This is a genomic window from Bradyrhizobium sp. Leo114 (assembly GCF_055229415.2).
In genome coordinates this window covers 210,293-233,846 of sequence record NZ_JBUYEN020000004.1, presented here as the reverse complement: position 1 = coordinate 233,846, position 23,554 = coordinate 210,293, and the positions used below count along the sequence as shown (strand labels likewise).

Here is a 23,554-nt window from a genome sequence, read left to right as displayed (position 1 = left end):
TAGAAGATAGGCCATTCGGCCGACTGGGATATTTCGGGTTCGCACGACCTCGTCCTGAGGCCGGAAAGCGCCGCTGCTAGCGGCCGGCCCAGTGCACGAAGCGGCGTTCGATCAATAGAAACAAGAGATTGAGCGCGTAGCCGAGCGCGCCGGCGGCAAAGATCGCCGCATACATGCCGGGCATGTCGAACAATTGCTGCGCTTCGAATACGCGCTGGCCGAGCCCGTCGGTCGAGCCGATGAACATCTCGGCGACCACGATGATGACGAGCGCAAGCGACACGCCGTTGCGCAAGCCTACGAAGGTCTGCGGCAGCGATTCCAAGAGCATCACGTCGAACAGCACGCGCGTGCGCGATGCGCCCATCACCTTGGCGGCAAGCAGGCGCGTCTTCCGCGCGTTCATGACGCCGTAGGCGACGTTGAACAGGATGACGAGGCCGGCGCCGAACGCGGCCACGGAAATCTTGGTGCGGTCGCCGACGCCGAACAGCACCAGGAACAGTGGAAACATCGCGGAGGCGGGCGTCGAACGGAAGAAGTCGATCAGGAACTCCACCGAGCGATAGAGCTTCTCCGAGGAGCCGAGCAGGATGCCGAGCGGAATGGCGATGACGGCCGCAATTGCGGTGGAGGAGATCGTCCGCGCCACCGTCTTGACGAAGTCGACGCCGAGCTTGCCGCTGGCCATGCCTTCCCACAAGGTCCTGAACGTCTCGGCGGGCGAGGGCAGCAGCACGGGATCGACCAGCTTCAGTCCGTTCACCAGCGTCCAGACGGCGAGCAGCATCGCAACGCCAACCAACGGCAGCAACGCCCTCGCGATTTGCTGGCGTCCCGTCATCCGCGGCGCACCTCGTGCTGGAACAGCTTCAGGCAGTGCGCCTTGGTGGCGACGAAGGAAGGCTCTGACATCGTCTTGTCCGTGCGCGGCCGCGGCGCGTCATAGGGCACGAACTCGACCACCCGTGCCGGATGGCGCGACAGCAGCAGTACATGGTCGGAGAGATATACGGCCTCTTCGAGGTCGTGCGACACCAGGACCGTCGTCGTCTTGGTCTCCATGAACACGCGCTGCAACTGCTCGCGCATGAACAGCGTCATCTCGTAATCGAGCGCGGAGAATGGTTCGTCGAGGAACAGGACCTCCGGCTCGACGATCAGCGCGCGCATGATCGAGACGAGTTGCTGCTGTCCGCCGGAGAGGTAGTAGGGATAGAGCGCAAGGTCGATCTTGACGCCGAGATGCGCCACCAGCCGCTCCACGCGCAGCTTGCGTTCCGCCTTCGGCACGCCCATCAGCTTCAGCGGATAGGCGATGTTGTCGAACGCTGGCAGCCACGGAAACAGGGCCTCGCGATAGTTCTGGAACACATAGCCGAACTTGACGCGACTGAGCGGCCGCCCGTCGAACAGCACCTCGCCGGCGTCAGCGGGCACGAGCCCTGCGATCATGTTGATCAGCGTGCTCTTGCCGCAGCCGTTTGGTCCGAACACGGAAATGAGCTTGCCGCGCGGAATATCGAAATCGAAGGCGTCGTAGATGACAGCGTCGGGATAACGCTTGGAAAGCCCGCGGATCGTGACATGCGGCGCCGTCCGGCGCGACTCGTCGAAGCCGCTGGCCAGCCCGCTCGCCACGCTTGCGGTCGTGCTGGTCATGCAGGGCTATCGCACATGGAGGGCGGTCCCTTCGCGGCCCATCCTTCGAGACGCCCACCATTGGCGGGCTCCTCAGGATGAGGTCTGATTCCGTGGCGGAATCCTAGACCCTCATGGTGAGGAGCGCCGCTTGCGGCGCGTCTCGAACCATGAGGCCCGCCTCGTCCATAGCCGCCAAATAGCCAAATGCGATAGCCTTGGATCGTCATGCGCGCCTCAGAACCTGCGCAGGAACTTGGTGACGTCGATCTTTTCGGGCACGACGCCGATCGAGTTGCCGAAATCCGACAATGCCTGCAGATCGGCAAGCTGCTCCTTTGTCATATCGCCGACCATCACATAGCCAAGCATCGGCACCATATCGACCACGTTATCCGGCGTGAACGTGTTCTTGGCGAGGTGTTTCCGCGCTTCATCCGGATTGGCGTTGATGAAGGCAATCGCCTTGGCCCAGGCGGCCGCGAAGCGTTTTGCCACATCCGGTCGCTTCTGGATGAAATCGGCTGTCATCGCGCAGCCGGCGGCGTACGCGTTGGCATTCTCATTGCCGAGGATGTATTTCGAGATCACCCCGGCCTCGATCGGGTGCGCGACGCCTGCCTTGATCATCATCGATGCATTCGGCTCGAGCGTGTAGCCGCCGTCGAAGGTGCCGGCCGTCATGGCGTTGACGTGCTGGCCCATGTCGAGCTGGTCGATCGTGTAGTCGCCTGCCTTCAGGCCGTTCTTGGCGAGGATCGCCTTTGCGGTGTTGATGTTGGCCGGTCCCGGCGCCGACATCAGTTTGGCGCCCTTGAGATCGGCGATCGTTTTCGCCGCAAAGCCATTGCGGACGACGAACTGTTCCATCTTCCAGACCTTGGTCTGGCTGTTGAGGCTGATATAGGTGGCGACTCCCGGCTTCTTGACGTTGGCGTTGAGGCCTTCGAGCGTGACCAGAACCGCCGAGACCTCGATCTGGTTGGTCATCAGCGCCGCGACGTTGGCGGGCCCACCCAAAAGCTTCGTCATCTCGGGCTCGATGTTCCGTTCCTTGAAGAACCCGCGTTCCAGCGCGACGAAATAAGGCAGCGACGACGACAGCGGGAATACGCCGACGGCGACCTTGTCCTGCGCCTGCGAGGGGGCGGGCAGCGCCGCAATGGCTGCGAGCAGGGCAAGGATCGCGGTCACTCTGGTCATCAACTGCATGGAAATTTCCCCTGGGAAGTCCCGGGAGTAGCAAGAAGCGTGCCGCGATAGACTATCATGGCGATCTCCGCTTAAGCTCGGCTTGGACGCCTGACGACAGCAATGTGAACGTCGACCGGCTCGGCCGCGCCGTCGACAGAGCGCTGACCGGCATCGGCAACTGATCGAGAGTAGAACAACGACAATGCGCATCGCCCTTATTCACGCCCTGAAGCATTCGATTCAGCCGATTGAATCATCGTTCGCCAGGCTGTGGCCGGAGGCGCGGCTGATGAACCTGCTCGACGACAGCCTGTCGGCCGATCTCGCGCGCGACGGCCGGCTCACCGACGCCATGACCGAGCGTTTCCTCGCGTTCGGCCGCTATGTCGTGAGCACGGGCGCCGATGCGATCCTGTTCACCTGCTCCGCCTTCGGACCCTGCATCGAGGCGGTGGCGCGGGCGCATGCGCCGATGCCGGTCTTGAAGCCCAATGAGGCGATGATCGAGCAGGCTGCGCGAAGCGGCCGGAAGGTCGGCCTGCTCTCGACATTTCCGCCGACTTTGGCTTCCATGCCTCGTGAGTTTCCCGACTCCGTCGAGCTCGTGCTGAAACTCGCGGAAGGTGCATTGGCGGCGCTCGATCGCGGCGACCGCGCCGAGCATGATCGGCTTGTGATCGAAACGTCGAAAGACTTGCGCAACTGCGACGTCATCGCGCTCGCGCAATACAGCATGGCGCCGGCGGCATCGGCGGTTGAGCAAGCGTCCGGACGACCGGTGCTCACGACGCCGGATAGCGCCGTGTTGAAGTTGAAGGAGATGCTCTGCTGACGGTATCCTTTGCGGATGAGTGCGCTACCGAATTTTCCTGACCAACCGTCTTCCGGACGAAGAGATACATCAGGGAGTTGTGCGGACTGAGCGTTCGCGCCTCGGCATATGAAGCATGCTTTTTCTGCAAGCAATCATCACTCGCTCTCGGGTTGTTTCATCGCTTTCGCTGCCGTCGTTTAACGTTACTTAAACAGCCGCAGCAATAAGTTCGCCCCGGCTGACGAGGTTGGGCCAAAGGCCAGACTGCAACGGGGTGGGCATGATCAAAGGTATTCAAAACTTGCGGATCGGAGCCAAGCTTGGCATCGCATCCGCGCTCGGCGTGATCTTCGTCGCGCTGATGATCATCAATCAATTGACAACGAATGCCTCAGTCAGCCGCACCAACGAGAGCGTGCTCCTGCAGTCCAACATCGCGCGCGCGGCAATCGACGCCAAGGCGGCAGCGCGCGGCCTGCAGGTCGGCGCGGCTAACATCCGCGTTGCAACCATCGATGAAGAGTTGCAGAAGGCCACCGAGTATCTGGCGGCACGCTACAAAGGATTCCTCGGGTTCATCGATGAGATCTCCCGTCTGTCGACCGCCGATACGCGCTCGCGGTTGGAGAAGCTGAAGAGCACGGCGACTGCCTATGAGTCCGCCGCCGAGAAACTCGCGAAGATGAAAACCGAGCTTCTGGAAATTGCCTCTGTCGAAGCTTCCGGGCTCACGATCTCGAGTGAGGCTCAGGCGCGCGCCGCCCAGTTGACGACGGATTCACGTCAGATTGCCAACGATGTTATGCTGCCGCTTTCAGCGGAGCTCGAGTCGAACGCCAATACGATCGTGGACCGCGCCAAGCAGGTCATGGCCGGCGAGATCGAAAAGGCGGCGCAGCAGGCCGCCTCGGCCGACAGGATGTCGCTCGCAATCGGCGGCGTTGCGGCTCTGCTGCTGATCGTGACCTCGGTGCTGTCGGCGCTTTCGATCGCGGGACCGATGCGCAGCCTGAGCCGGGCCATGCAGGAACTCGCCAATGGCAATTTTGATGTCCAGTTGCCTGGCATCGGGCGCAAGGACGAAATCGGCGCGGTCGCGCAGGCCGTCGAGACCTTCAAGGTCAAGGCGGAAGAGAAGGCGATGCTCGAGTCCGAATCCAAGCGCCGGCAGGATGACCTCCTCGCCGGGCAGCGCCGGGCCGAGATGATCAAGCTTGCGGACGCTTTCGAGGGAGCGGTGGGCGAGATCGTCAGCACGGTCTCGTCGGCGTCGACGGAGCTGGAGCAATCGGCAAAGGCGCTCACCTCGACGGCCGAGCGCGCCCAGGAAATAACGGTCGCTGTGGCATCGGCTTCCGAAGAAGCGTCGGCCAACGTGCAATCGGTGGCGACTGCCACGGAACAACTGTCGTCTTCCGTGAACGAGATCAGCCGCCAGGTCCAGGACTCGGCGCGAATCGCGGCGGACGCGGTCGGCCAGGCGCGCGCCACCACCGAGCGTGTGAGCGAACTGTCCAAGGCCGCAAGCCGCATCGGCGATGTGGTCGAGCTCATCAACACCATTGCAGGCCAGACCAACCTGTTGGCGCTCAACGCCACTATCGAGGCTGCGCGCGCCGGCGACGCAGGCCGCGGGTTTGCGGTCGTCGCGTCCGAGGTGAAGGCGCTGGCCGAGCAGACGGCGAAGGCGACCGGCGAAATCGGTCAGCAGATCGCCGCGATCCAGACCGCGACCGATCAATCGGTCGGCGCCATCGGCCAGATCAGCAACACGATCGAATCGCTGGCGGAGATCGCCTCGACGGTCGCCGCTGCGGTCGAAGAGCAGGGCGCGGCGACGCAGGAGATCGCGCGCAACGTGCAACAGGCCGCGCAAGGCACTGAGGAAGTTTCTTCGCGGATTACCGATGTCCAGCGCGGCGCCACCGCGACAGGCTCGGCGTCCTCGCAGGTGCTCTCGTCCGCGCAATCGCTGTCCCGCGACAGCAGCCGGCTCCAGACGGAAGTCAGCCGGTTCCTGCAGACCGTGCGGGCGGCCTGAATGGTGCCGGTGGCGGCGCTGCCACCATTGTAGATGCCTGCCCGGCCGCCCAGCGACAAAAACCGGCGCCCGCTCGTCGACTGCAATATTCGCGAACCTATGCGTCCGCGCATCGTTAGCCCTGCGTCTTGCAAACGAAGGGTGATCCCCATGAGTGCGACAGGTCTCGAGGTATTCGACAGAACCATCCACCTCACCAATTCATGGCTGGATGAGATCATGGAAACCTTGCCACGCGACCGGCAGCTGGCGTGGCATGCGCTGGGCGCGGTGTTGCGGACCATACGCGATCGGGTTCCGATCGAACTCGCGGCGCATCTCGGCGCACAGCTTCCGCTGATCGTGCGCGGCACGTATTATGATCGATTCCGCCCGAGCGATGCTCCGCAAAACTGGCGGTCAGCGGAACAGTTCCTGTCGATCATCACGGCCGAGCTAAGCTCGACACGGCCGGTCAGCGCGCCTGACGCGGCGCATGCTGTGTTCCAGGTGCTAAACCACCATGCTGTGTTCCAGGTGCTAAACCACTATGTCGATCCTGGTCAGGTCGAGAAGATCCGCCACGCATTGCCGGAGGAAGTCCGCGCGATGTGGCCGGAATCAAAGAGGACGCCGCGGCGCGCGGAGCCGGTTTCCTGATCGTTACGTCGTCGGGTTTTCGATGACAGTGAAGTGAACCCATGCATTTCGCGTGCGTTATCCTACGTCACTTTGGATGGAACAGGAGTCCATCATGACCAAGCCACCACCGGTGCCGCCGGAGAACCAGAGTCGCAAGGGTACGGGTGATCCGAAGTCCGGCAATGCCCATCAGGCGCGCACGACGCGCGGGCACGTGGAAAATCCCGACGAGCAGGGGCAGTCGGCGAACGCCAAGCAGAACACCACCCATCAGGGCTATCAGCAGGATCGCTGAAGGAGCGCATCATGTCCACTTCAACCAAGACGCCGGCGAGCATTCGCCAGGGCGGCCCGGTGCTGCGCACGAAAACGTTCAGGCGCCGCTTGAGGTCAAGAAGCCGGCCGCCGACGATCCCAGGCGACGTCACAGCCGGATTTCCGGCGGCGGTGGCGAGCGCGACAGCCACCACACGCACGAACCGGAACACAAGGGCGGGGGTACGCATCCGGCATCGAAGGGGTGATCATGACGAAACACGCTAAAACGAAACGGCCGAGCGACATCGACCTCTATCGCAATCCGCTGATCGGGGGATCGAAGGGCGTCACAATGGCGCAGGCGACACCAGACGATCTGGAGGATGTCGAAGGCGAGAACACGTTCGAGGGCGACGTCGAGAACGACACCAACCCGCAGGGTGGTATCGAGGCGCCGGATCGCCGGCGCGGCCGCCCGTCGCGCGATCAGACGCCAAAATCGCGTAAGACGGTGCTGCAGGGCAAGAAGACCCATGAGCAGCAGTTGCGGATGCTGGAACGCAAGCCCGATGTTCCCGATGCGCGCAATCTCGAGCAAGGAGGCGCGCGGAATGTGGAAGATGCGACCGTAAGACGTCCGAAACAGGATGCGCGCCAGTCGGAATTTCCGGTGAGCCGCGGCGGGCTGAACCAGGAAAGCCACCACAACAAGCACAACGATTCCGGTCAGAGCGGCCATAAGCCGCAGAAGCATGGCGGGTGAAGCGACTGAAATCGTGATCCGATTGAAAGGAATCGGATCACGGTTTCACCTCTCCGTTTGAGCATGCTCTTTTCGGACCGTCTCTTATGGCTTGGCGGCCGCGTCCGTGCGCAGCCATTTTCGTGGCGGCGGCTGGTAGGCCGCAAAGCGGCTGAGCAGCGCCTCCAGCTTGGTTTCGATGATGAGCATCTCGGCGTAGGCTCTGATCGTGAATCCTTCAGCCACCATCCGCTCCACCATCGCCATCAACGGCGCGAAGTAATCCTTCACGTTCAGCAGGCCGCACGGCTTTTGGTGAATCCCGAGCTGGGCCCAGGTCCATTCCTCGAAAAGTTCTTCGAGCGTCCCGGCGCCGCCCGGCAGCGCGATGAAGCCGTCGGATAGCTCGGCCATCATCGTCTTGCGCTCGTGCATGGTCTCGACGATGTGAAGCTGGCTCAGGCCCGTGTGTCCGATCTCGCGCTCGACCAGCGCGCGCGGAATGACGCCGACCACGCGTCCGCCCGCCGCGAGCGCCGCGTCTGCCACCGTTCCCATCAGCCCAACCTTCCCGCCGCCATAGACGATGGTAATGCCGGCCTTTGCCAGCGCCTGTCCGGTGGCGACCGCGGTCTCCAGATAGATCGGATCACGGCCCGGGCTGGAGCCGCAGAAGATACAGACGGATTTCAGCGCTTTGGCGTTTTGGTTTTGCATTGGATGTGTGCGGACCTTTCGTGCTGCAAACGATTCGTCGGCGGTTCGACGTTAGCATGAGGGGCGGGGGAATCGCGGCGCCGCGCTACAACGTGAACGCACGGCAGGTCGGTAGTGTGGATGATCTGCTCACATATATTTGAAATCAAACAAGAATCTCTTCATGCACCGAGCTCGCGCCGGATCGGGTTTTGCGACCCTCGGTAACCTATGCCGTTTCGGAAAGGACTTCATCAACAAGCCTGTCATCAACCTGCGGGAGTGTCATCAATCTGTCGTATCGCCTGCGCTTAGCTGCGGAACCAGCCCGACATGCTATCATGGCCGTGGCAGAGAGGGAGTGAGGTAGTGAGCGAAACGACCGATGTCCCGGCGTTGCCGGCTGATGCATCTGCGATTGCACGTATCAAGTCCGAAATCGATATTTCAGATCGTTCGCGCATCGTCACGTTCGGCGAGCGCGCCCAGCGGTCAGTGGTCGAATTCGCCGACCGCATTCTGTCCCAGACGCAAAATCGCGAGCTCGGAACGACCGGCAAGCTCCTGTCGGACATTTTGGGCAAGGCGCGCGGGCTCGATCCCGCCGATCTTAAGGACAGCGGCCTCTTGACGCGCCTGTTCTCGTCGGCGGAGGCACGGCTGCGGCGCTTTGCCGAGCAGTTCAGCGATGTCGCTTCGCAGATCGATCGCGTTTGCGTCGAGCTCGATCGCAACAAGGAGGTCTTGCGCCGCGACATCGCGCTGCTCGACGATCTCTATGAGCAGACCAGGACCGCACTCGGGCAGCTCGACGCGCATATTAGCGCCGGCAAGGCTTTCGCCGAGGACTTTCGCCGCGGCAAGCTGCTCGAGATGGAGCGGGCCGCGACCGCGCAAGGCCAAAGCAGCGACGCCCTGCTCGCGGCGCAGACCTACCAGGACGCACTCCAGGCGCTCGACCGGCTCGAGAAGCGCATCTTCTATCTGCAGCAGGCGCGCCAGATCGGCATCCAGCAACTGCCGCAGATCCGCATCGTGCAATCGGGCGACGAGACGCTGATCGAGAACCTGCAGGCCACGACCGAACTCACAATCCCGGTGTGGAAGCAGAAGATGATCCTGCTGCTCGGGCTGAATCGGCAGAAATCCGCGCTCGAGTTGCAGAAGACCGTCACGGATGCCACCAACGAGATGATGCGCCAGGCTTCCGAGATGATGAAGACCCAGGCGATCGAGATCGAGAAGCAGTCACAGCGCGGCATCGTCGACATCACGACGCTGGAAAAGACCAATCGCGACCTGATCGACACCATCTCGGGCGTGCTCGCGGTGCAGGAACAGGGTCGGACCAAGCGCGCCGAGATCGAAGAGCGCATGTCGCAACTGACCGACGATTTGAAATCCGCGGTCACCAAGGCGTCCGCATGAGCCTCGCGTTGTTCCCGCGGCGCTGGCTTGCGCTGCATGTCGCGGCACCGCTGATCGCCGTGCTGCTCTCCGGCTGCAGCGGCGGGCCGGGGCCGCAATTCACCATCCTGTCAGGCTCGGAGAATGACGTGCTCGAGCCGCTGGTGCAGGAATTCTGCAAGTCGCGCAATGCTGTCTGCACGATGCGCTATCAGGGCTCGCTTGACATCGCGCTGGCGCTCAAGGGCGACGATCCGCCGGCCGACGCGGTGTGGCCGGCGGCCTCGATCTGGATCGACATGTTCGACACCAAGCGGCGGGTGAAGTCGGTCAAGTCGATCGTGCAGATGCCGGTGATCCTCGGCGTGCGCCGCTCGAAGGCACAAGAGTTGAACTGGATCGGCGCCAAGGTGACTGCGAAGGACATTCTCGCCGCTGTCGAGGCCGGCCGATTGAAATTCCTGATGACCTCGGCGACGCAGTCGAACTCCGGCGCGGCTGCTTATCTCGCGATGCTCGCGGCCGGCATCGGCAAGCCCGACCTGATCGAAGCCGGCGATCTCGACAAGCCCGAGGTGCTGGCGACGGCGCGCGGCCTTCTCAAAGGGGTTGAGCGCAGCGCGGGTTCGAGCGGCTGGCTCGCCGATCTCTATCGCGACGGCGAGCGGAATGGAGCGCACTATCAGGCGATCTGGAACTATGAGGCTGTTATCAAGGAGACCAATGACAAATTGATCGCCGATGGCCACGAGCCGCTTTACGCGATCTATCCGGAAGACGGCGTCGCGGTCGCCGATTCTCCGCTCGGCTTCGTCGATCGCGGCCGTGGCAAGGACGTCGAAACCTTCTTTGCCGATCTGCAAGCCTTTCTGCTCAAGGGCGAGGTTCAGGCGCGGATCGCGAAGACCGGACGGCGGGTGGAGGTCGGCCGCGCGGCGCCGCTTCGCGCCGATCCCAAGACCAATCTGGATCCGGCGCGCGCGCTGACAATCATCCGGCCACCCGAGCCCGCGGTCATCCAGAAGGCGCTGTCGATCTATCAGGAGGCGCTCCGACGTCCCTCGCTCACCGCTTTGTGCCTCGACGTCTCCGGCAGCATGCAAGGAGCAGGCGAGACCCAGTTGCTCGACGCGATGCGTTTCCTTTTGACGCCCGCCCGCACCCGCGAGCTGTTGGTGCAATGGACCAAGGCGGACGAAATCCTGCTGCTGCCGTTCAACGATCATGTGCTGTGGACGGCGCGCGCCACAGGCGGAGAGGCCGAGCAGGCCACGCTTCTCACCCAGGCGCTGGAGCTGCATGCCGGCGGCGGCACCGACTTCTATACCTGTGGCGAGCGGGCGCTCGTCGCCATGAAGCCGCTGCTTGCCAGCGGCGAGCATTTGCCGGCCATCGTCATCATGACCGATGGCAAGAGCCAAGGCTATTTGTCGACGTTTGAGGCCGCGTGGCGCGCGGACGGCCGGCGTGTGCCAGTGTTCGGGGTCACGTTCGGCGACCAGGTCGATCGCAGCCAGCTCGACAATCTGGCGAAGCTGACCGGCGGCAGGGTGTTCGACGGCACCAAGAGCCTGACGGACGCGTTCCGCTCGGTGCGAGGATATAATTGATGGCGGCCGTGCCGTCCGGGCTCGGCTGGATTGCCGGTGGCGCGGCCGCCGCGGTCTTGCTGCCTTCGCTTGCGATCGGCGTTGGGATGCCATTCTGGATCGCTGTCCTCGTCAGCGCGCTGGCCGGCGGCGGCATTGTCGCGGTGATGGCGCCGAGCAGGCGCTTCGCCGAACTCGACGCCAGCGGCGCGGCGCGCGGCCGCATCGAATTCGCGCGCGAACTCCTCACGGAGGCAGAGCCGCTGACGGAGCGCATGGAAACCGCGGCGGCAGCGATCCGGACCCGCGTGGTGGCCGAGCGCATCCGGCATCTCGTGAAGATCGCCCGCGATATTTTTGCCGCGATCGAGCGTGACCCGCTGCGCATCGACCGTGTCAGGCGCTTCCTCACTTATTACCTGCCGCGCGCGGCCGAGATCGCCGAGGCCTATGCTTCGCTCGAGCGCAGCATTGTCCCCGACACCGCACGCCTCGCCGCGACGAGTGAATTGATCGACCGGCTCGATGGCGCCTTCACACGCTACGCGGCCAATCTGCAGGATGCCGATCTCGACAAGCTCGACATCGAACTCAAGCTTTTGAAAAGCTCGCTCGACGAGGATATCGGACCGGCGCGGACCGGCATCCCGTCCGGGGAGAGGAAGGGAACAACCTGATGGCCATGTCGCGTCGTGCGTTCGGGATCGGCCTCGTTGCCGCAAGCGCCGCGGCGACCGGCGGCTATCTCTACCTTCGGGAACATCCTGAGATCGCCGGCCGCTTCGGCGAAGCGAAGAAACTGTTCGGATTCGCCGGTGGCGAGAAGGAAGGCTTCCTCGCCAATGCGCGTGTGCGCGGCGTGCTCGAGCGCCGCTTTGGGCTGGTGCTCGACGGGCGCCGCGCCGGATCGGTGGAGATGGTGCGCGAGCGTGCATTGCTCGACCAGAAGCCGCAGTTCCTGTGGCCGTCGTCCTCCGTGCTGGTGGAGGTGGCGCGCAGCTCGGGCCTGAAGATTTCGCGCGACCAGGTGATCTTCAATTCGCCAATCGTGCTCTATTCATGGGACCGCATTGCCGATGGCCTGGTGAAGGGCGGTTTCGCCGAGCCGATGGGCGGCCCGCGCTACAAGGCCGACCTTTCGAAGCTGCTCAAGGCGATCATCGCCGGCGAGACCTGGGCCGCGATCGGCGTCTCCGATCTGTTCGGCCGCGCCCGCATCGTCTGCACCGATCCGAACAAGTCCAATTCGGGATTCATGTTCGCGGGCCTCGCCGCGAGCCTGCTCTCGGGCGACGTGGTGATGCCGGACACCCTGAGCCGCATCGACGGCGACGTCGCCACCGTGTTCCGCCGTATGGGCTTCAAGCCGCCGTCCTCGGGAAAATTGTTCGACGATTATGTTGCCGGCGGCGCCGGCGCGCAGCCGCTGATCGTCGGCTACGAGAATCAATTGGTGGAGTGGGTGCTGCAGGATGCCGAGCGCTGGAAGCGGCTGGAGGCCAATGCGCCGGCCAAGCCGGTGATCCTCTATCCGCAGCCGACGGTGTTCTCCGCGCATCCGTTAATCAGCATCGAGCGCCAGGCCGACGACCTCATCGATGCGCTGATGAGCGAAAGCCTGCTCGAGATGGCCTGGGAGGATCACGGATTCCGCGGCCCGCTCGGCACCATCGGCAAGGCGCGCAACGCACTCCTGCAGTCCCGCCTGATCGAGCGCATCGACGCGGTGTTGCCGATGCCGGACGCTCCGGTCATGCTCGCTCTGCTCGACCGGTTGGCGGCGTAGCGCGCAAGCGGTACATCACCGTTAATCGGTAGGCCATATAACCAGCCCGCCGGCTGGCTATGTCCGCGATCTCAATAGTTGGACTTCGGTCCGCCGTGATACTGGCGCACGTTGGGCCAGTATGGTGCCGGCTCGAAAGCGTAAGGGTAGTACGCGGCTTGTGCAGCGTAAGCTGCCGCGGACCAATGCGTGCGCGCGTGCGTTTTGGAGCTGCCTGCAAACGCCGCGCCCGAGAATGCGATGAGGATGACGACTGATGCAGCCAGTGCGAGTTTGTTTGTCATGAATTCCTCCTTGTGCCCCCGCTAACGAATGCATCTCGCGGTAACCGCGAGCGGTGCCGCGTGTCGGAACTTGGGAGGTCAGGGTTACGCGGGCATTTCAGGCGTCCGAAAATTCGGTTACATCTGCCACATGCCGCGTGCGCCCTGGCAATTGATCAGCGTCACAGCTCCGGACCGGACAGCCTCATCTCTCGTTCCGCCCTGAACACATTGCTGTAAAGGTTTGCGATCCATTGGCGGCCGCTTGACGTGACGTTCAGGTATCGAATGGCGGTCGATATCTGCGGCGCGACGGTGTTCCAATAGAACTGCGGATATTTGTACACGACATCGGCCGGGGTATCGTAGCCGAGCTGCTTGTTCATCCCGGTCTCTTCGAATTCATAGAAGAGAGCGTTGGCCTTCCTCAGATAGTTGGGGTCGCCAAGTTGGCCGATCAGGTCCGCGGCGCGCAGCAGCAGGCCCTCTTCATTGTTCAGATCGTCGTCGGACGATGACGGTGCGTAGGGAAATCGCGTGTATTCGATCGCGCGCGCCATCCGGTTGGCGTCGACGTGCTCAACACCATCGAAGCGCTCCAGCGCGAACAGTTTGGACCGGTCCACGTGATAGGGTGCGAGCGCTGCATCGGACGCGCCGCGCGGAAGCCGGATGGTCGTGCCGGTGACATCGGCGACATAGACGTCGTCCCCGTCTCCTTGAAGGACGCCACGGACATAACCGATGTCGTGGATCAGGCAGGCCAGGATGAAATTTGAATAGTCCTCGGCCGTCGTCGGCCGCGACAAGGCGCGCCCCATCAGGATGTCATGGCCGGCCAGGGTGACCAGCATCGAGTGCTCGATATCGTGATAGAGCGCGTCGCTGTTGCCGATGCATTCGAGCGCCAGTCGTGCCGCATATGGCAGGAGCTCGTTGAGGTAACCGTAAGACGCGCCGAACCGTCCGTTTGTCTCGGAGGCCAGAAAGGCGCCGAGCGCCTGCGCGGTGAGATGTGGTATCGTGAGCATGTTGCTGCTCGCTCGATCGAGACTGAAATTTAGCACAGTCCGTTCGAACCGTCTTTAGGCAGCGTGCCGAAAATGCTATGGATCGGGCGGTGGAAACGCCGGGGGAGCGCCTGTTGATCTGGGTCAAACGCAGTGGACTCGTCGTTTCCTTCTCACTTTTCGTGTGCACCGCACACCAGGCTAAGGCCGTCCCGCTCACGCCGTTCCGCTATCAAGCCCAGGCGCAACGCCATTGCCCGGGTGATTCCGTGGTTTGGCTCGATTTTCGGCGCGAGCGCTATTATTTGAAAGGGCAGAAACGTTACGGGCTGGGTCTCACCGGAAGTTTTGTGTGCAGGAGCGAAGCCCAGGCGAGCGGCTACCGCCGTTCCCTTCTCGGGCTGAGGTAGCGATAACCTCTGACCGCACGTGGTGGATGTGTGAGCTGGGTGCCATGGCGAAGCCTGCGCTAAGGTCGCCCTGCAGGGGCGGTCATGTCGCGCGAGGGCTGTACGTCCGGCGAGCGCGCCCGTGATGTTGGAACGAAGAGGAAGTGCAGATGAATATGGCCTTGAGCAGCGCTCTGTTGGTCGTGATGACATCTAGCGCCGCCGCGCAATATCTCGGCAACTATTCCGCCAACCCATATGCCTCGAATTCTACGGGAAACGCATTCGGTGCTGGCAGTCCCTACAATCCAAACAGCATCAACAATCCGTACGGGCGATATGGCAGCGTCCACAGCAACAGCTCCGCCAACAATCCGTACGCGATGGATGCACCCAAGCTGTATGACAGCCAGGGAAACTATCGTGGGCGCCTAAGTAGCAACCGGTATGATCCGGATTCGATTTCAAATCCATACGGCCGCTATGGGAGTCGTTTTTCTCCGGATAGTGTCAACAATCCTTCGGTGCTGGAAATCCCCACGTACCGGATAGCCCGACGAACCCGTATGGCCAAGGCCTCTCGATTCAAGGAGATGATGACGACTGAAGGGCTTGCGTCGCTCGAGCCGAAGACGAAGGGGGCCGCCGCGAGCTGAGCGATTGCCGTCCTATGAGAGGCGGAGATATCACATGCGACCAGCGTCGGAAAAAAACGAGGCTGCGCCTTCAGCCACCAAGCGTTGTTATGCCGCGAGCTTTGGTGGCACAAACTGCACTGGTCAATTGCCAGCCGCAGCCACATCATGGCGGTGTGGAGTATCGGGTCTATGCCGTCGTTCTCAAATCCGAACCGGGCGAAAACAATAGTGATCTTCGCTATCGCCCGATTGCGTTGGCGCAAGGGCGTTCTCGGATTGAGGTCTGGCTTGTTGTGGGTTGCCGAGAATGACTTGGTATTCAAAGCGGCCGTGATCTCGCTCGGAATATTTTCTGGGGCAATAACCGCAGTTGCCGTGCTCTACCTGTGATCCAGGCAGCAGGGCCATGATAAGCGCATGGCAGCAGGGATTCCGACCATCGTTGTTAGCTGAGCGTCAGCGCCAGATGGATCGTCTGTGGGTCTCGCCGCATGGCCGGCTTGAAGCCGAACTTTCCGAACACTTTCAGCATCGCGGCATTTTCAGGCAAGACCTCTGCGGTCAATTCCTGTAGCCCGGCATTGCGAGCGATGCCGACGAGGTGACGCATCAGGATCGAACCGATGCCGCGTCCCTGCCAGGCATCGACGACCACGAATGCCATCTCGGCTCGCCCGGGCTCGAATACAACGTATCGACCTCCTCCGACGATCGCCCGCCGACCGGCTTCCTCGATGAGTGCGACAAGCGCGACATGATTTCTGAAATCGATGTCCATGAAGAAGGCGCGCTCCTTCTCCGAGAAGCCGCGCTTCACCGCAAAGAAACGGCGTTGCAGGGATTGCGTGCTCGCCCGCCCGACCGCAGCAAGCATGTCGGCCTCATCGTCCGGCCGAAGCGATCGGATTTCGATGTGGCTGCCGTCGTTCAGACGCTCGTGCGCGGTGTGGGTTGCGGCTTCCGGCATCTGCTGCCTCTTGTTCCAATCATTCGACGGCCGGTCTCGCTGATCAGGCGGAGTGTGAGGCCCGCACCGGAGCATGGCGCTCGTTTCAGCCAAGAGTGCCGAGCGAAAGCAGGAAGTTGCGTCCTCTCCGATCAATCCAAGCTGTACGGCTGCCCAGTTGCCCAGCAACTTGTTGGCTCGGGCCATCGCTTTGAATCGCAGCTCCTCGTCATGAGCGAATTTCGCTTCCACCGCCTTTTCGCGTTCGTCGAAGGTGATTGCCGTGACATCGGCAATCAAACCTGCCACTCGGGGGACCAGGGTGCTTGATCTAGATCAAGTCGCCATTAGAGCGTTTTCGAGCGAAGCATGCCCTTGGACTTGATCCGAGGGTGGATACCGTTCGCGTGAAGAAAACGCGTCAAAACTAGAATCTAGAGCTTCGGTTCTGATTCTATCAGAACCGAAAATGCTCTAGTCACGGGCACTTGATAGTCGTGTGAATCTACGCGGGCCGCGAGACGCGGCTCACTCCGGTCGGCTCCCGCGATGGACGCCGCTCATCCCGATCTGGATCGCCCCCTAGTTGGGGCTGATGATGCAGGCTCCGTCGCGACGGCTCCAAACGAACCACCGATAGCACGGAGGACGGGGATGAGCCCCGACCGGACACTCATTGCGCACACGCGCGCCTCTATCCCAGCCGTCGACGACGCACCCACCGTTGCGCGCCGCATGGCAACCGGGACCGCAGCCGTCCGCGGCGTTGGCCATGCCAATGCTCGCGAATATGGCTGCGAACAGAACTGCGAATGTCACTTTCATCTCTGTTTCCTCTCGCCTCTCATGTTTTGCAGGCAAGTGCTGCGCCGAGCGCGCGGCGTTGATCTTGGATCAATGGGGCGGAAAAGCGAAGCCCCTCCCCGAGCACGAAGCCGAGCGGTCGAGGGCACTGATTTCGCGAGATGGGGCAGTGGGGGTCGGTGTGCTTGATCTAAATCAAGCCGCGTCGCGCAGCGCGGTGGGTACGCTTTCGCGCAGCCTCGAACGAGGGCGCACCTTTGAGAACACTTCGCCAGCTTTTGTCCGGGGAGGACATCATCCAGCTTGCGATCCGGCTTGGATTGCTGGCTTTTCTGATCTACTGGACTTTCGTTCTTGTACGACCCTTCGTGCCAATCGTGGCCTGGAGCGTGGTGCTCGCCGTGGCGTTCCATCCGGTCTTTAACGGTCTCGCCAAGTTGCTCGGCGGACGCCCGAAGCTGGCGGCGGCGATTCTCACTATCGTCAACCTCGCGATAGTCATCGGGCCGGCGACCTGGCTCGGTCTGGGCGCGGTGGATGGCCTCCGGGAAATTGCTGCACAACTCAGCGCGGGCAGCCTCGGGGTTCCCTCGCCGCCCGCGCGCATCAAGGACTGGCCGCTGATCGGCCCGCAGCTCTACGATCTCTGGGATCAGGCATCGACCAACCTCCGCGCCGTTCTGCGCGAAATCGCTCCTTATCTGAAGCCGCTGGCCGCGACGATTCTCGGCCTTGCCGGGAATGCCGGCGTTGGAACGCTCAAATTCCTCCTGTCGGTTGCTTTGGCCGGCTTTCTCTTCCCCTATGGACCGCAACTAGTGGCGGCGAGCAGGGGGTTCCTGTCCCGCGTCGTTCCCGAGCAGAGCGAACACTTCCTGGAATTGGCGGGCGCAACGATACGTGGGGTATCTCAAGGCGTTATCGGCGTCGCGATCATCCAGTCGCTGCTCGCCGGCATCGGTCTCAAGCTGGCGGGAATTCCGAATGCGGGCCTGTTGGCTTTCGCGATCCTGCTGCTGAGCATCGTGCAGATCGGTGCGGCGGTCGTCCTGCTTCCCGTGATCATCTGGCTCTGGACAGCGAAAGACTTCACGACGGCACTCCCACTGACCGTGTTTCTGGTGATTGTTGGCTTGCTTGACAACATCTTGAAGCCGCTGGTGATGGGGCGCGGCCTTACTACACCCGCCCTCGTGATCCTTATCGGGGTGGTCGGAGGCACGCTTGCACACGGAATTCTTGGCCTCTTTATCGGCCCGGTCATCCTGTCAGTCGCTTGGGAGTTGACAGTGGCCTGGATCAATCAGGATCGCAGCCGCCTTGCGCAATCGGCGGAACAATAGCTCGCAAGCCGAAGCCGCTCAAATCGGACCATTCTGTTCCGCTTCACGACGTTGACCTAAATCAAAGTCCGGGGTGGCGCGGCGCATTCAATCGATGCGCGACACGGAGGTCTGAACATGTCGATCGACAAAACACCGCTTGCGCGCGTTCCCATGTCAGGCCTCGTTGCTTCGGCCGTGGAATACATGATTGATGCCGGGCAGCGCACTGTGCTGTTCCTGGATATCCTGCGCCGGCGTGGCGACCAGTATCGGCAGCACATTGCCCAGACGGCACCGCATGTTCTGCACTACGCCGCCGAACTGGTCATGGACGGGCGCAAGCTCTCCGAACCGGTGAACTATGCGCTGGTGCGCATCATTCCGCCTGAGGGTATCGAGCTCGATCTCGAGCGGCGACCGTTCATCGTGGTCGATCCGCGCGCCGGACACGGGCCGGGAATCGGCGGGTTCAAGGCGGACAGCGAGATCGGCGTCGCCATGAAGGCCGGTCATCCCTGCTACTTCATCGGCTTCCTGCCGGAGCCGATGCCGCACCAGACCATCGAGCGCATCGCGCGCGCGGAAGCCTTGTTCATCGAGGAAGTCATCAGGCGCCATCCTGATGCCGACGGCAAGCCCTGCGTGATCGGCAACTGCCAGGCCGGCTGGGCCGTGATGATGCTCGCATCGCTGCGCCCGGAACTGTTCGGGCCCATCATCGTCGCCGGCGCGCCGCTGGCCTATTGGGCTGGCGTGCACGGCAAATATCCGATGCGCTACTCGGGCGGCCTGCTCGGCGGGAGCTGGTTGACCGCGCTCACCAGCGACCTCGGCGCCGGCAAGTTTGACGGCGCCTGGCTGGTGCAGAATTTCGAGAACCAGAACCCGTCGAACACGCTGTGGACCAAACAATATAATGTGTATTCGAAGGTCGATACCGAGGCGGACCGCTATCTCGAATTCGAGCGCTGGTGGGGCGGGCATGTCAACCTGAACGCGGAAGAAATCCAGTTCATTGTCGATGAGCTCTTCATCGGCAACAATCTCGCCGCCGGCCGCATCAAGACGTCCGATGGCAAGGCAGTCGACCTGCGCAACATCAAGTCACCCATCGTGGTGTTCTGCTCCAAGGGAGACAATATCACTCCGCCACAGCAGGCGTTGGGCTGGGTCCTCGATCTCTACGCCGACGTCGACGAGATCAGGGCCTACGGCCAGACCATCGTCTACACGGTTCATGAGAGCGTCGGCCATCTCGGGATCTTCGTGTCCGGCGGCATCGCCAAGAAGGAACACGCGGAATTTTCCAGCAACATCGATCTGATCGACGTGCTGCCGCCGGGCCTCTATGAGGCGACCTTCGAGGCAAAGGGCGCCGACACCGCGAACGCGGATCTTGCGGTCGGGCAGTGGGTGATGCGATGCGAGGCGCGCACGCTCGATGATATTCGCGCCATGGGCGGCAACTCGTCGGAAGACGAACGGCGCTTCGCGACCGCCAAGCGCGTCTCGGAGATCAATCTCGCCGCCTATAAAAAGTTCGTCCAGCCCTGGATCAAATGCATGGTGACGCCGCAGGTGGCGGAGTGGACGCGCAATATCCACCCGCTGCGCCTGCAATATGAGTTTTTCAGCAGCCGAAATCCGTTGATGACTGCCGTGGGGACGACGGCGGAAAGAATTCGGAATGATCGGAAACCGGCAGCCGAGGAGAATCTGTTCATCGCCCTTCAGGAAGGAATCTCAAGGCAAATCGTCAGTGCGCTCGACGGTTGGCGGGACTACCAGGAAGCACTCAGCGAAACCATCTTTCTTGCCGTGTATGGTTCGCCCGCGCTTCAGGCGGCGGTCGGTGTTGATCCGCGTTGGGAGCCGTCGCGACAAGGGATGCCGGCCGAGCACCGCGAAATGCTCCAGCGGCGGATCAGCGAGCTGAAATCCAGGATCGACGAAGGCGGCCTTCGCGAGGCAGCTATCAGAGGCTTGCTTTACGTCGGGTCGGCGCGGGGCATGGTGGACGAGCGCAGTCTCGAAGCGCTGCGGCGAATCCGCCGCGAGAGGGGTGAGCGATTGACGTTGGCACAATTCAAAATGCTGGTGCGCGAGCAGTTCTTCATGCTGTTGCTGGACCAGAGGAGAGCGCTGGCGGCAATTCCGAAAATGCTGCCCGACAATGCCAACGAACGCCGCGCGGCCTTCGCAGCGATCGGCGAGGTGCTGTCGGCCAGTGCCGAAATCTCAGGCGAGGTCGCCAAGCGATTGCAGCACGTCGCCGAGTTGTTCTGTCTGGATGCGAGCGAAATGTCGCAAAGGGATAAGGTTACCCCTTTCGATCCCAAGGCGAAGGCGTCGTAACGCTGGTTGGAAGAATCCGGAGCGCCACCATGAGCGTCATGCCCGCAGATTCAGGCGAAGTGCGACCCCACACCAAATATGATCGGTTGATCGCGGCCACCAAGGCCGTGCCGCCGGTGCCGACCATTGTCGTGCATCCCTGCGACGAGACCTCGCTGCGCGGTGCGTTGGACAGTGCAGAAGCCGGCATCATCCGTCCGCTGCTGGTCGGCCCCGAAGCCAAGATCAGGAACACGGCAAGCAAGCATGGCCTCGACATCGCCAGTGTCGAGATCATCGATGTTCCCCACAGCGACGCCGCGGCCGCCAAAGGCGTCGAGCTGATTCATGCGGCCAAGGGCGAAATGCTGATGAAGGGCAGCCTGCACACCGACGAGCTGATGCGCAGCGTCACGGCAAAGGCGACCGGCTTGCGGACCGATCGGCGCATCAGCCATGTGTTCGTGATGGATGTCCCCGCCTATCCCGACACGCTGCTGGTGACGGATGCGGCCATCAATATTTTCCCTGATCTCGATGACAAGCGGGACATCATCCAGAATGCCATCGATCTCTTCACGCAGGCTGGTTTCGGCACATTGCCGCGGGTGGCGATCCTGTCCGCGGTCGAAACGGTTACGTCCAAGATCCCGTCCACCATCGAGGCCGCGGCGCTATGCAAGATGGCGGATCGCGGGCAGATCATCGGCGGCTTGCTCGACGGACCGCTCGCCTTCGACAACGCGATCGATGTGGAGGCGGCCAGGATCAAGGGAATAAAGTCCGAGGTCGCGGGCCGCGCGCAGATCCTGGTCGTTCCGGATCTCGAGGCCGGCAACATGCTGGCAAAGAATCTGGCTTATTTCGCGAACGCCGACAGCGCCGGCATCGTGCTCGGGGCCCGGGTGCCAATCGTTCTGACCTCCCGTGCGGATTCACCGCGGGCGCGCATGGCCTCCTGCGCGGTCGCGGCGCTCTATGCCGACGCGCGGCGCCGGCTTGCTCCAATTGCGGCTGCGTGATCGCCATGGATACGATCCTCGTTGTCAATGCGGGCTCCTCCAGCGTCAAGTTCCAGATCTTTGCGATTGAAGGGGAAGGGAGGCTGCGGCGGCAGATCAAGGGCCAGATGGATGGCATCGGCAGCCGTCCGCGCCTGCGCGCTGTCGATGCAAACGGCGATCCGCTGGCGGAGCGGGCCTACCAGATCGAAAGCGTCTCAGACATCCCGGCCGCGATGGCTGTTGCGGGAGCGTGGCTGCGGGACGAGCTTCGCATCTCCCCGATGGCCGTCGGGCATCGCGTTGTCCATGGCGGTCCGGACTATGAGCGGCCGGTGCTGATCGACCATGGCGTGGTGTCGCGCCTGGAGCGCTATGTCGCGCTGGCGCCGCTGCATCAGCCCCACAATCTGGCGCCGATCCGTTCGCTGCTCGCCAATTTTCCTGCCCTTCCGCAGGTGGCGTGTTTCGACACTGCCTTTCACCGCACCCACGGTCCGGTAGCGGATCACTACGCGATCCCTTATCAGCTCCACGCCGAGGGCGTGCGGCGCTACGGATTCCACGGCCTGTCCTATGAATATATCGCGAGAACCTTGCCGCAGATCGCGCCAGATGTCGCGAAGGGGCGGGTGATCGTCGCCCATCTCGGCAGCGGTGCGTCGATGTGCGCCCTGAAGGGTGGACGCAGCGTGGAGAGCACAATGGGGTTCACCGCGCTTGATGGCTTGCCGATGGGGACACGTCCGGGGCAGATCGATCCCGGCGTCGTGCTTTATCTCATATCTGAAAAGGGAATGTCGGCCTCGAACGTCCAGGATTTCCTCTACCGCAGTTGTGGACTGAAGGGCCTCTCCGGCATCAGCAATGACATGCGGCAATTGGAGGCAAGCAACGATCCGCACGCGATACTGGCGATCGAGTATTTCGTCTATCGGACATGCCTCAACGTCGGCATGCTGGCGGCGGCGCTGCAGGGTCTGGACGCGTTCGTCTTTACGGCAGGCATCGGCGAGAACTCGGCAGGAATTCGCTCACGCATCGTCGAGCAGTTGGCCTGGCTTGGCATTGCGTTCGATCCGGCCGCGAATGCCGGCCACGCGCGGCTGATATCGCGGTCCGACAGCCGCATTCCGGTGTACGTCATACCGACGGATGAGGAACTGATGATCGCGCAGCACACCCTGTCGGTTCTGTTGAACAATCAATCGCCCAACGCGAACCGTCAGAGGGTGTCATGAATATTCCCGTGCTTCCGGAAACCAAGGTGGCCCTCAAGGGAAGGAAGGGCCTGATTGTCGGCATTGCCAACGATCAATCGATCGCATGGGGCTGCGCCAAGGCGTTTCGTGCGCTCGGCGCCGATCTGGCCGTCACCTACCTGAACGACCGGGCGAAAAAGCATGTCGAGCCGCTGGCGCAGGCGCTGGAAGCGCCGATCTTCATGCCGCTCGATGTCAACAGCGAAGGCCAGATGGAGCAGGTGTTCGAGCGCATCGAGAAGGATTGGGGCCGGCTTGATTTCGTGCTGCACTCGATCGCGTTCTCGCCAAAGGAAGCGCTGCACGGTCGCGTCGTGGATGTCGGACGGGATGGCTTCTTGAAGACGATGGAGGTCTCATGCTGGTCGTTCATGCGCATGGCTCACCTGGCTGAACCGTTGATGAAGAACGGCGGAACGCTGTTCACCATGACTTACTACGGCAGCCAGATGGTGGTCGAGAACTACAATGTCATGGGCGTCGCGAAGGCAGCGCTTGAGGCCGCCGTGCGTTACATCGCGGCGGAGTTGGGGCCGAAGGGTATCCGGGTTCACGCGATTTCACCTGGTCCGCTCGCCACGCGCGCCGCCTCGGGTATTCCTGATTTCGACGCGCTGATGGACAAGGCGCAGTCGAAGGCGCCGACCCGCAGCCTCGTCAGCATCGATGACGTTGGCAACGCGACGGCATTCCTGGCGCTTGACGGTGCAAAACTCATTACCGGCACCGTCATGTATATCGATGGTGGTTATCACATCATCGATTAAGTGAACCCGGCTGCCGTAGCGGCTGG

At 62.3% G+C, this 23,554-nt stretch carries 24 protein-coding genes and 2 pseudogenes; 17 read left to right on the top strand and 9 right to left on the bottom strand.

Annotation, left to right across the window (positions count from 1 at the left end; genetic code table 11):
• Positions 1 to 76: 76 nt before the first annotated feature.
• The 3 genes from ACZIRK_RS07100 to ACZIRK_RS07090 form a co-directional block, all read right to left on the bottom strand.
• Entirely contained in the window at positions 77 to 844 is a 768-nt protein-coding gene (locus ACZIRK_RS07100; RefSeq protein WP_130225794.1) for an ABC transporter permease, read from the bottom strand.
• Positions 841 to 1,662, bottom strand: coding sequence for an ABC transporter ATP-binding protein (locus ACZIRK_RS07095; protein WP_130225795.1), 822 nt, complete (start codon positions 1,660 to 1,662; stop codon positions 841 to 843). Before ACZIRK_RS07095 ends, ACZIRK_RS07100 begins: the two co-directional genes overlap by 4 nt.
• 216 nt (positions 1,663 to 1,878) lie before the next feature.
• Positions 1,879 to 2,853: an ABC transporter substrate-binding protein gene (locus ACZIRK_RS07090; protein WP_165435199.1), complete on the bottom strand. Its 975-nt coding sequence runs from the start codon at positions 2,851 to 2,853 to the stop codon at positions 1,879 to 1,881.
• 184 nt (positions 2,854 to 3,037) lie between these two features.
• Here ACZIRK_RS07090 and ACZIRK_RS07085 point away from each other — a divergent pair, with 184 nt between their 5' ends.
• From ACZIRK_RS07085 to ACZIRK_RS07060, 6 genes and pseudogenes are all read left to right on the top strand, one after another.
• Positions 3,038 to 3,667: an aspartate/glutamate racemase family protein gene (locus ACZIRK_RS07085; RefSeq protein WP_130225797.1), complete on the top strand. Its 630-nt coding sequence runs from the start codon at positions 3,038 to 3,040 to the stop codon at positions 3,665 to 3,667.
• Between the two features lie 262 nt (positions 3,668 to 3,929).
• Complete coding sequence (locus tag ACZIRK_RS07080; protein ID WP_130225798.1) at positions 3,930 to 5,690, top strand: methyl-accepting chemotaxis protein; 1,761 nt, start codon at positions 3,930 to 3,932, stop codon at positions 5,688 to 5,690.
• Between the two features lie 150 nt (positions 5,691 to 5,840).
• Positions 5,841 to 6,329: a DUF2267 domain-containing protein gene (locus tag ACZIRK_RS07075; protein WP_463327105.1), complete on the top strand. Its 489-nt coding sequence runs from the start codon at positions 5,841 to 5,843 to the stop codon at positions 6,327 to 6,329.
• Between the two features lie 94 nt (positions 6,330 to 6,423).
• Positions 6,424 to 6,606 (top strand): hypothetical protein, encoded by a 183-nt coding sequence (locus ACZIRK_RS07070; protein WP_130225799.1) that lies wholly within the window; start codon positions 6,424 to 6,426, stop codon positions 6,604 to 6,606.
• An 11-nt stretch (positions 6,607 to 6,617) separates the two neighbouring features.
• Positions 6,618 to 6,835, top strand: a pseudogene (locus tag ACZIRK_RS07065) (hypothetical protein).
• 2 nt (positions 6,836 to 6,837) lie between these two features.
• A complete protein-coding gene (locus tag ACZIRK_RS07060) occupies positions 6,838 to 7,332 on the top strand; it encodes a hypothetical protein (protein ID WP_245474702.1) in 495 nt (164 codons plus the stop codon).
• An 84-nt stretch (positions 7,333 to 7,416) separates the two neighbouring features.
• Here ACZIRK_RS07060 and ACZIRK_RS07055 read toward each other — a convergent pair whose 3' ends face one another.
• Entirely contained in the window at positions 7,417 to 8,028 is a 612-nt protein-coding gene (locus tag ACZIRK_RS07055) for an LOG family protein (RefSeq protein WP_130225801.1), read from the bottom strand.
• 348 nt (positions 8,029 to 8,376) lie between these two features.
• On the opposite strand from ACZIRK_RS07055, the gene ACZIRK_RS07050 reads away from it, so the two are divergent.
• From ACZIRK_RS07050 to ACZIRK_RS07035, 4 genes are read left to right on the top strand one after another with little or no spacing between them, the layout of a single operon-like run.
• On the top strand, positions 8,377 to 9,435 hold the full coding sequence (locus tag ACZIRK_RS07050) for a toxic anion resistance protein (protein ID WP_130225802.1): 1,059 nt from the start codon (positions 8,377 to 8,379) through the stop codon (positions 9,433 to 9,435).
• Entirely contained in the window at positions 9,432 to 11,024 is a 1,593-nt protein-coding gene (locus ACZIRK_RS07045; RefSeq protein WP_130225803.1) for a vWA domain-containing protein, read from the top strand. The genes ACZIRK_RS07050 and ACZIRK_RS07045 overlap by 4 nt, the downstream gene beginning before the upstream one ends.
• Positions 11,024 to 11,680: a 5-bromo-4-chloroindolyl phosphate hydrolysis family protein gene (locus ACZIRK_RS07040; RefSeq protein WP_463327104.1), complete on the top strand. Its 657-nt coding sequence runs from the start codon at positions 11,024 to 11,026 to the stop codon at positions 11,678 to 11,680. The genes ACZIRK_RS07045 and ACZIRK_RS07040 overlap by 1 nt, the downstream gene beginning before the upstream one ends.
• On the top strand, positions 11,680 to 12,789 hold the full coding sequence (locus tag ACZIRK_RS07035; protein WP_130225804.1) for a hypothetical protein: 1,110 nt from the start codon (positions 11,680 to 11,682) through the stop codon (positions 12,787 to 12,789). Before ACZIRK_RS07040 ends, ACZIRK_RS07035 begins: the two co-directional genes overlap by 1 nt.
• Positions 12,790 to 12,860: 71 nt before the next feature.
• Here ACZIRK_RS07035 and ACZIRK_RS07030 read toward each other — a convergent pair whose 3' ends face one another.
• The gene (locus tag ACZIRK_RS07030; RefSeq protein ID WP_130225805.1) at positions 12,861 to 13,073 is read right to left on the bottom strand and encodes a hypothetical protein; all 213 of its coding nucleotides are present in this window, start codon (positions 13,071 to 13,073) and stop codon (positions 12,861 to 12,863) included.
• A gap of 161 nt (positions 13,074 to 13,234) precedes the next feature.
• On the bottom strand, positions 13,235 to 14,083 hold the full coding sequence (locus ACZIRK_RS07025) for a hypothetical protein (protein WP_028162492.1): 849 nt from the start codon (positions 14,081 to 14,083) through the stop codon (positions 13,235 to 13,237).
• A 77-nt stretch (positions 14,084 to 14,160) separates the two neighbouring features.
• Here ACZIRK_RS07025 and ACZIRK_RS07020 point away from each other — a divergent pair, with 77 nt between their 5' ends.
• A complete protein-coding gene (locus ACZIRK_RS07020) occupies positions 14,161 to 14,472 on the top strand; it encodes a hypothetical protein (protein WP_130225806.1) in 312 nt (103 codons plus the stop codon).
• A gap of 149 nt (positions 14,473 to 14,621) precedes the next feature.
• A complete protein-coding gene (locus ACZIRK_RS07015; RefSeq protein WP_207231019.1) occupies positions 14,622 to 15,107 on the top strand; it encodes a hypothetical protein in 486 nt (161 codons plus the stop codon).
• Positions 15,108 to 15,534: 427 nt separating this feature from the next.
• On the opposite strand, the gene ACZIRK_RS07010 is transcribed toward ACZIRK_RS07015, so the two are convergent.
• The 3 genes and pseudogenes from ACZIRK_RS07010 to ACZIRK_RS07000 all read right to left on the bottom strand — a co-directional run bounded on the left by ACZIRK_RS07010 (position 15,535) and on the right by ACZIRK_RS07000 (position 16,809).
• Positions 15,535 to 16,056 (bottom strand): GNAT family N-acetyltransferase, encoded by a 522-nt coding sequence (locus ACZIRK_RS07010; RefSeq protein WP_130225807.1) that lies wholly within the window; start codon positions 16,054 to 16,056, stop codon positions 15,535 to 15,537.
• 123 nt (positions 16,057 to 16,179) lie between these two features.
• Positions 16,180 to 16,344: pseudogene (locus ACZIRK_RS07005) on the bottom strand (ATPase inhibitor subunit zeta); the annotation flags it as partial.
• Positions 16,345 to 16,617: 273 nt separating this feature from the next.
• Positions 16,618 to 16,809, bottom strand: coding sequence for a GCG_CRPN prefix-to-repeats domain-containing protein (locus tag ACZIRK_RS07000; protein ID WP_433994492.1), 192 nt, complete (start codon positions 16,807 to 16,809; stop codon positions 16,618 to 16,620).
• A gap of 287 nt (positions 16,810 to 17,096) precedes the next feature.
• On the opposite strand from ACZIRK_RS07000, the gene ACZIRK_RS06995 reads away from it, so the two are divergent.
• The 5 genes from ACZIRK_RS06995 to fabI all read left to right on the top strand — a co-directional run bounded on the left by ACZIRK_RS06995 (position 17,097) and on the right by fabI (position 23,528).
• The gene (locus tag ACZIRK_RS06995; RefSeq protein ID WP_463327103.1) at positions 17,097 to 18,182 is read left to right on the top strand and encodes an AI-2E family transporter; all 1,086 of its coding nucleotides are present in this window, start codon (positions 17,097 to 17,099) and stop codon (positions 18,180 to 18,182) included.
• 117 nt (positions 18,183 to 18,299) lie between these two features.
• The gene (locus ACZIRK_RS06990) at positions 18,300 to 20,519 is read left to right on the top strand and encodes a DUF3141 domain-containing protein (protein ID WP_130225809.1); all 2,220 of its coding nucleotides are present in this window, start codon (positions 18,300 to 18,302) and stop codon (positions 20,517 to 20,519) included.
• Between the two features lie 29 nt (positions 20,520 to 20,548).
• Positions 20,549 to 21,520 carry a phosphate acetyltransferase gene (locus ACZIRK_RS06985; protein ID WP_463327102.1) on the top strand — a complete coding sequence of 324 codons (972 nt, stop codon included), beginning with the start codon at positions 20,549 to 20,551 and terminating at the stop codon, positions 21,518 to 21,520.
• 5 nt (positions 21,521 to 21,525) lie between these two features.
• Positions 21,526 to 22,740, top strand: a complete 1,215-nt coding sequence (locus ACZIRK_RS06980; protein WP_130225810.1) for an acetate/propionate family kinase — start codon at positions 21,526 to 21,528, stop codon at positions 22,738 to 22,740.
• The gene (fabI, locus tag ACZIRK_RS06975; protein WP_130225811.1) at positions 22,737 to 23,528 is read left to right on the top strand and encodes an enoyl-ACP reductase FabI; all 792 of its coding nucleotides are present in this window, start codon (positions 22,737 to 22,739) and stop codon (positions 23,526 to 23,528) included. The genes ACZIRK_RS06980 and fabI overlap by 4 nt, the downstream gene beginning before the upstream one ends.
• Positions 23,529 to 23,554 lie beyond the last annotated feature (26 nt).

Coding starts and splice junctions, on each gene's coding strand:
- ACZIRK_RS07030 (WP_130225805.1), bottom strand. CDS start 13,073: ATGACAAACAAACTCGCACTGGCTGCATCAGTCGTCATCCTCATCGCA.
- ACZIRK_RS07100 (WP_130225794.1), bottom strand. CDS start 844: ATGACGGGACGCCAGCAAATCGCGAGGGCGTTGCTGCCGTTGGTTGGC.
- ACZIRK_RS07040 (WP_463327104.1), top strand. CDS start 11,024: ATGGCGGCCGTGCCGTCCGGGCTCGGCTGGATTGCCGGTGGCGCGGCC.
- ACZIRK_RS07020 (WP_130225806.1), top strand. CDS start 14,161: ATGGATCGGGCGGTGGAAACGCCGGGGGAGCGCCTGTTGATCTGGGTC.
- ACZIRK_RS06980 (WP_130225810.1), top strand. CDS start 21,526: ATGGATACGATCCTCGTTGTCAATGCGGGCTCCTCCAGCGTCAAGTTC.
- ACZIRK_RS07085 (WP_130225797.1), top strand. CDS start 3,038: ATGCGCATCGCCCTTATTCACGCCCTGAAGCATTCGATTCAGCCGATT.
- fabI (WP_130225811.1), top strand. CDS start 22,737: ATGAATATTCCCGTGCTTCCGGAAACCAAGGTGGCCCTCAAGGGAAGG.
- ACZIRK_RS07055 (WP_130225801.1), bottom strand. CDS start 8,028: ATGCAAAACCAAAACGCCAAAGCGCTGAAATCCGTCTGTATCTTCTGC.
- ACZIRK_RS07000 (WP_433994492.1), bottom strand. CDS start 16,809: ATGGCCAACGCCGCGGACGGCTGCGGTCCCGGTTGCCATGCGGCGCGC.
- ACZIRK_RS06990 (WP_130225809.1), top strand. CDS start 18,300: ATGTCGATCGACAAAACACCGCTTGCGCGCGTTCCCATGTCAGGCCTC.
- ACZIRK_RS07045 (WP_130225803.1), top strand. CDS start 9,432: ATGAGCCTCGCGTTGTTCCCGCGGCGCTGGCTTGCGCTGCATGTCGCG.
- ACZIRK_RS07080 (WP_130225798.1), top strand. CDS start 3,930: ATGATCAAAGGTATTCAAAACTTGCGGATCGGAGCCAAGCTTGGCATC.
- ACZIRK_RS07075 (WP_463327105.1), top strand. CDS start 5,841: ATGAGTGCGACAGGTCTCGAGGTATTCGACAGAACCATCCACCTCACC.
- ACZIRK_RS07095 (WP_130225795.1), bottom strand. CDS start 1,662: ATGACCAGCACGACCGCAAGCGTGGCGAGCGGGCTGGCCAGCGGCTTC.
- ACZIRK_RS07025 (WP_028162492.1), bottom strand. CDS start 14,083: ATGCTCACGATACCACATCTCACCGCGCAGGCGCTCGGCGCCTTTCTG.
- ACZIRK_RS07010 (WP_130225807.1), bottom strand. CDS start 16,056: ATGCCGGAAGCCGCAACCCACACCGCGCACGAGCGTCTGAACGACGGC.
- ACZIRK_RS07070 (WP_130225799.1), top strand. CDS start 6,424: ATGACCAAGCCACCACCGGTGCCGCCGGAGAACCAGAGTCGCAAGGGT.
- ACZIRK_RS07015 (WP_207231019.1), top strand. CDS start 14,622: ATGAATATGGCCTTGAGCAGCGCTCTGTTGGTCGTGATGACATCTAGC.
- ACZIRK_RS07090 (WP_165435199.1), bottom strand. CDS start 2,853: ATGCAGTTGATGACCAGAGTGACCGCGATCCTTGCCCTGCTCGCAGCC.
- ACZIRK_RS07035 (WP_130225804.1), top strand. CDS start 11,680: ATGGCCATGTCGCGTCGTGCGTTCGGGATCGGCCTCGTTGCCGCAAGC.
- ACZIRK_RS06985 (WP_463327102.1), top strand. CDS start 20,549: ATGAGCGTCATGCCCGCAGATTCAGGCGAAGTGCGACCCCACACCAAA.
- ACZIRK_RS07060 (WP_245474702.1), top strand. CDS start 6,838: ATGACGAAACACGCTAAAACGAAACGGCCGAGCGACATCGACCTCTAT.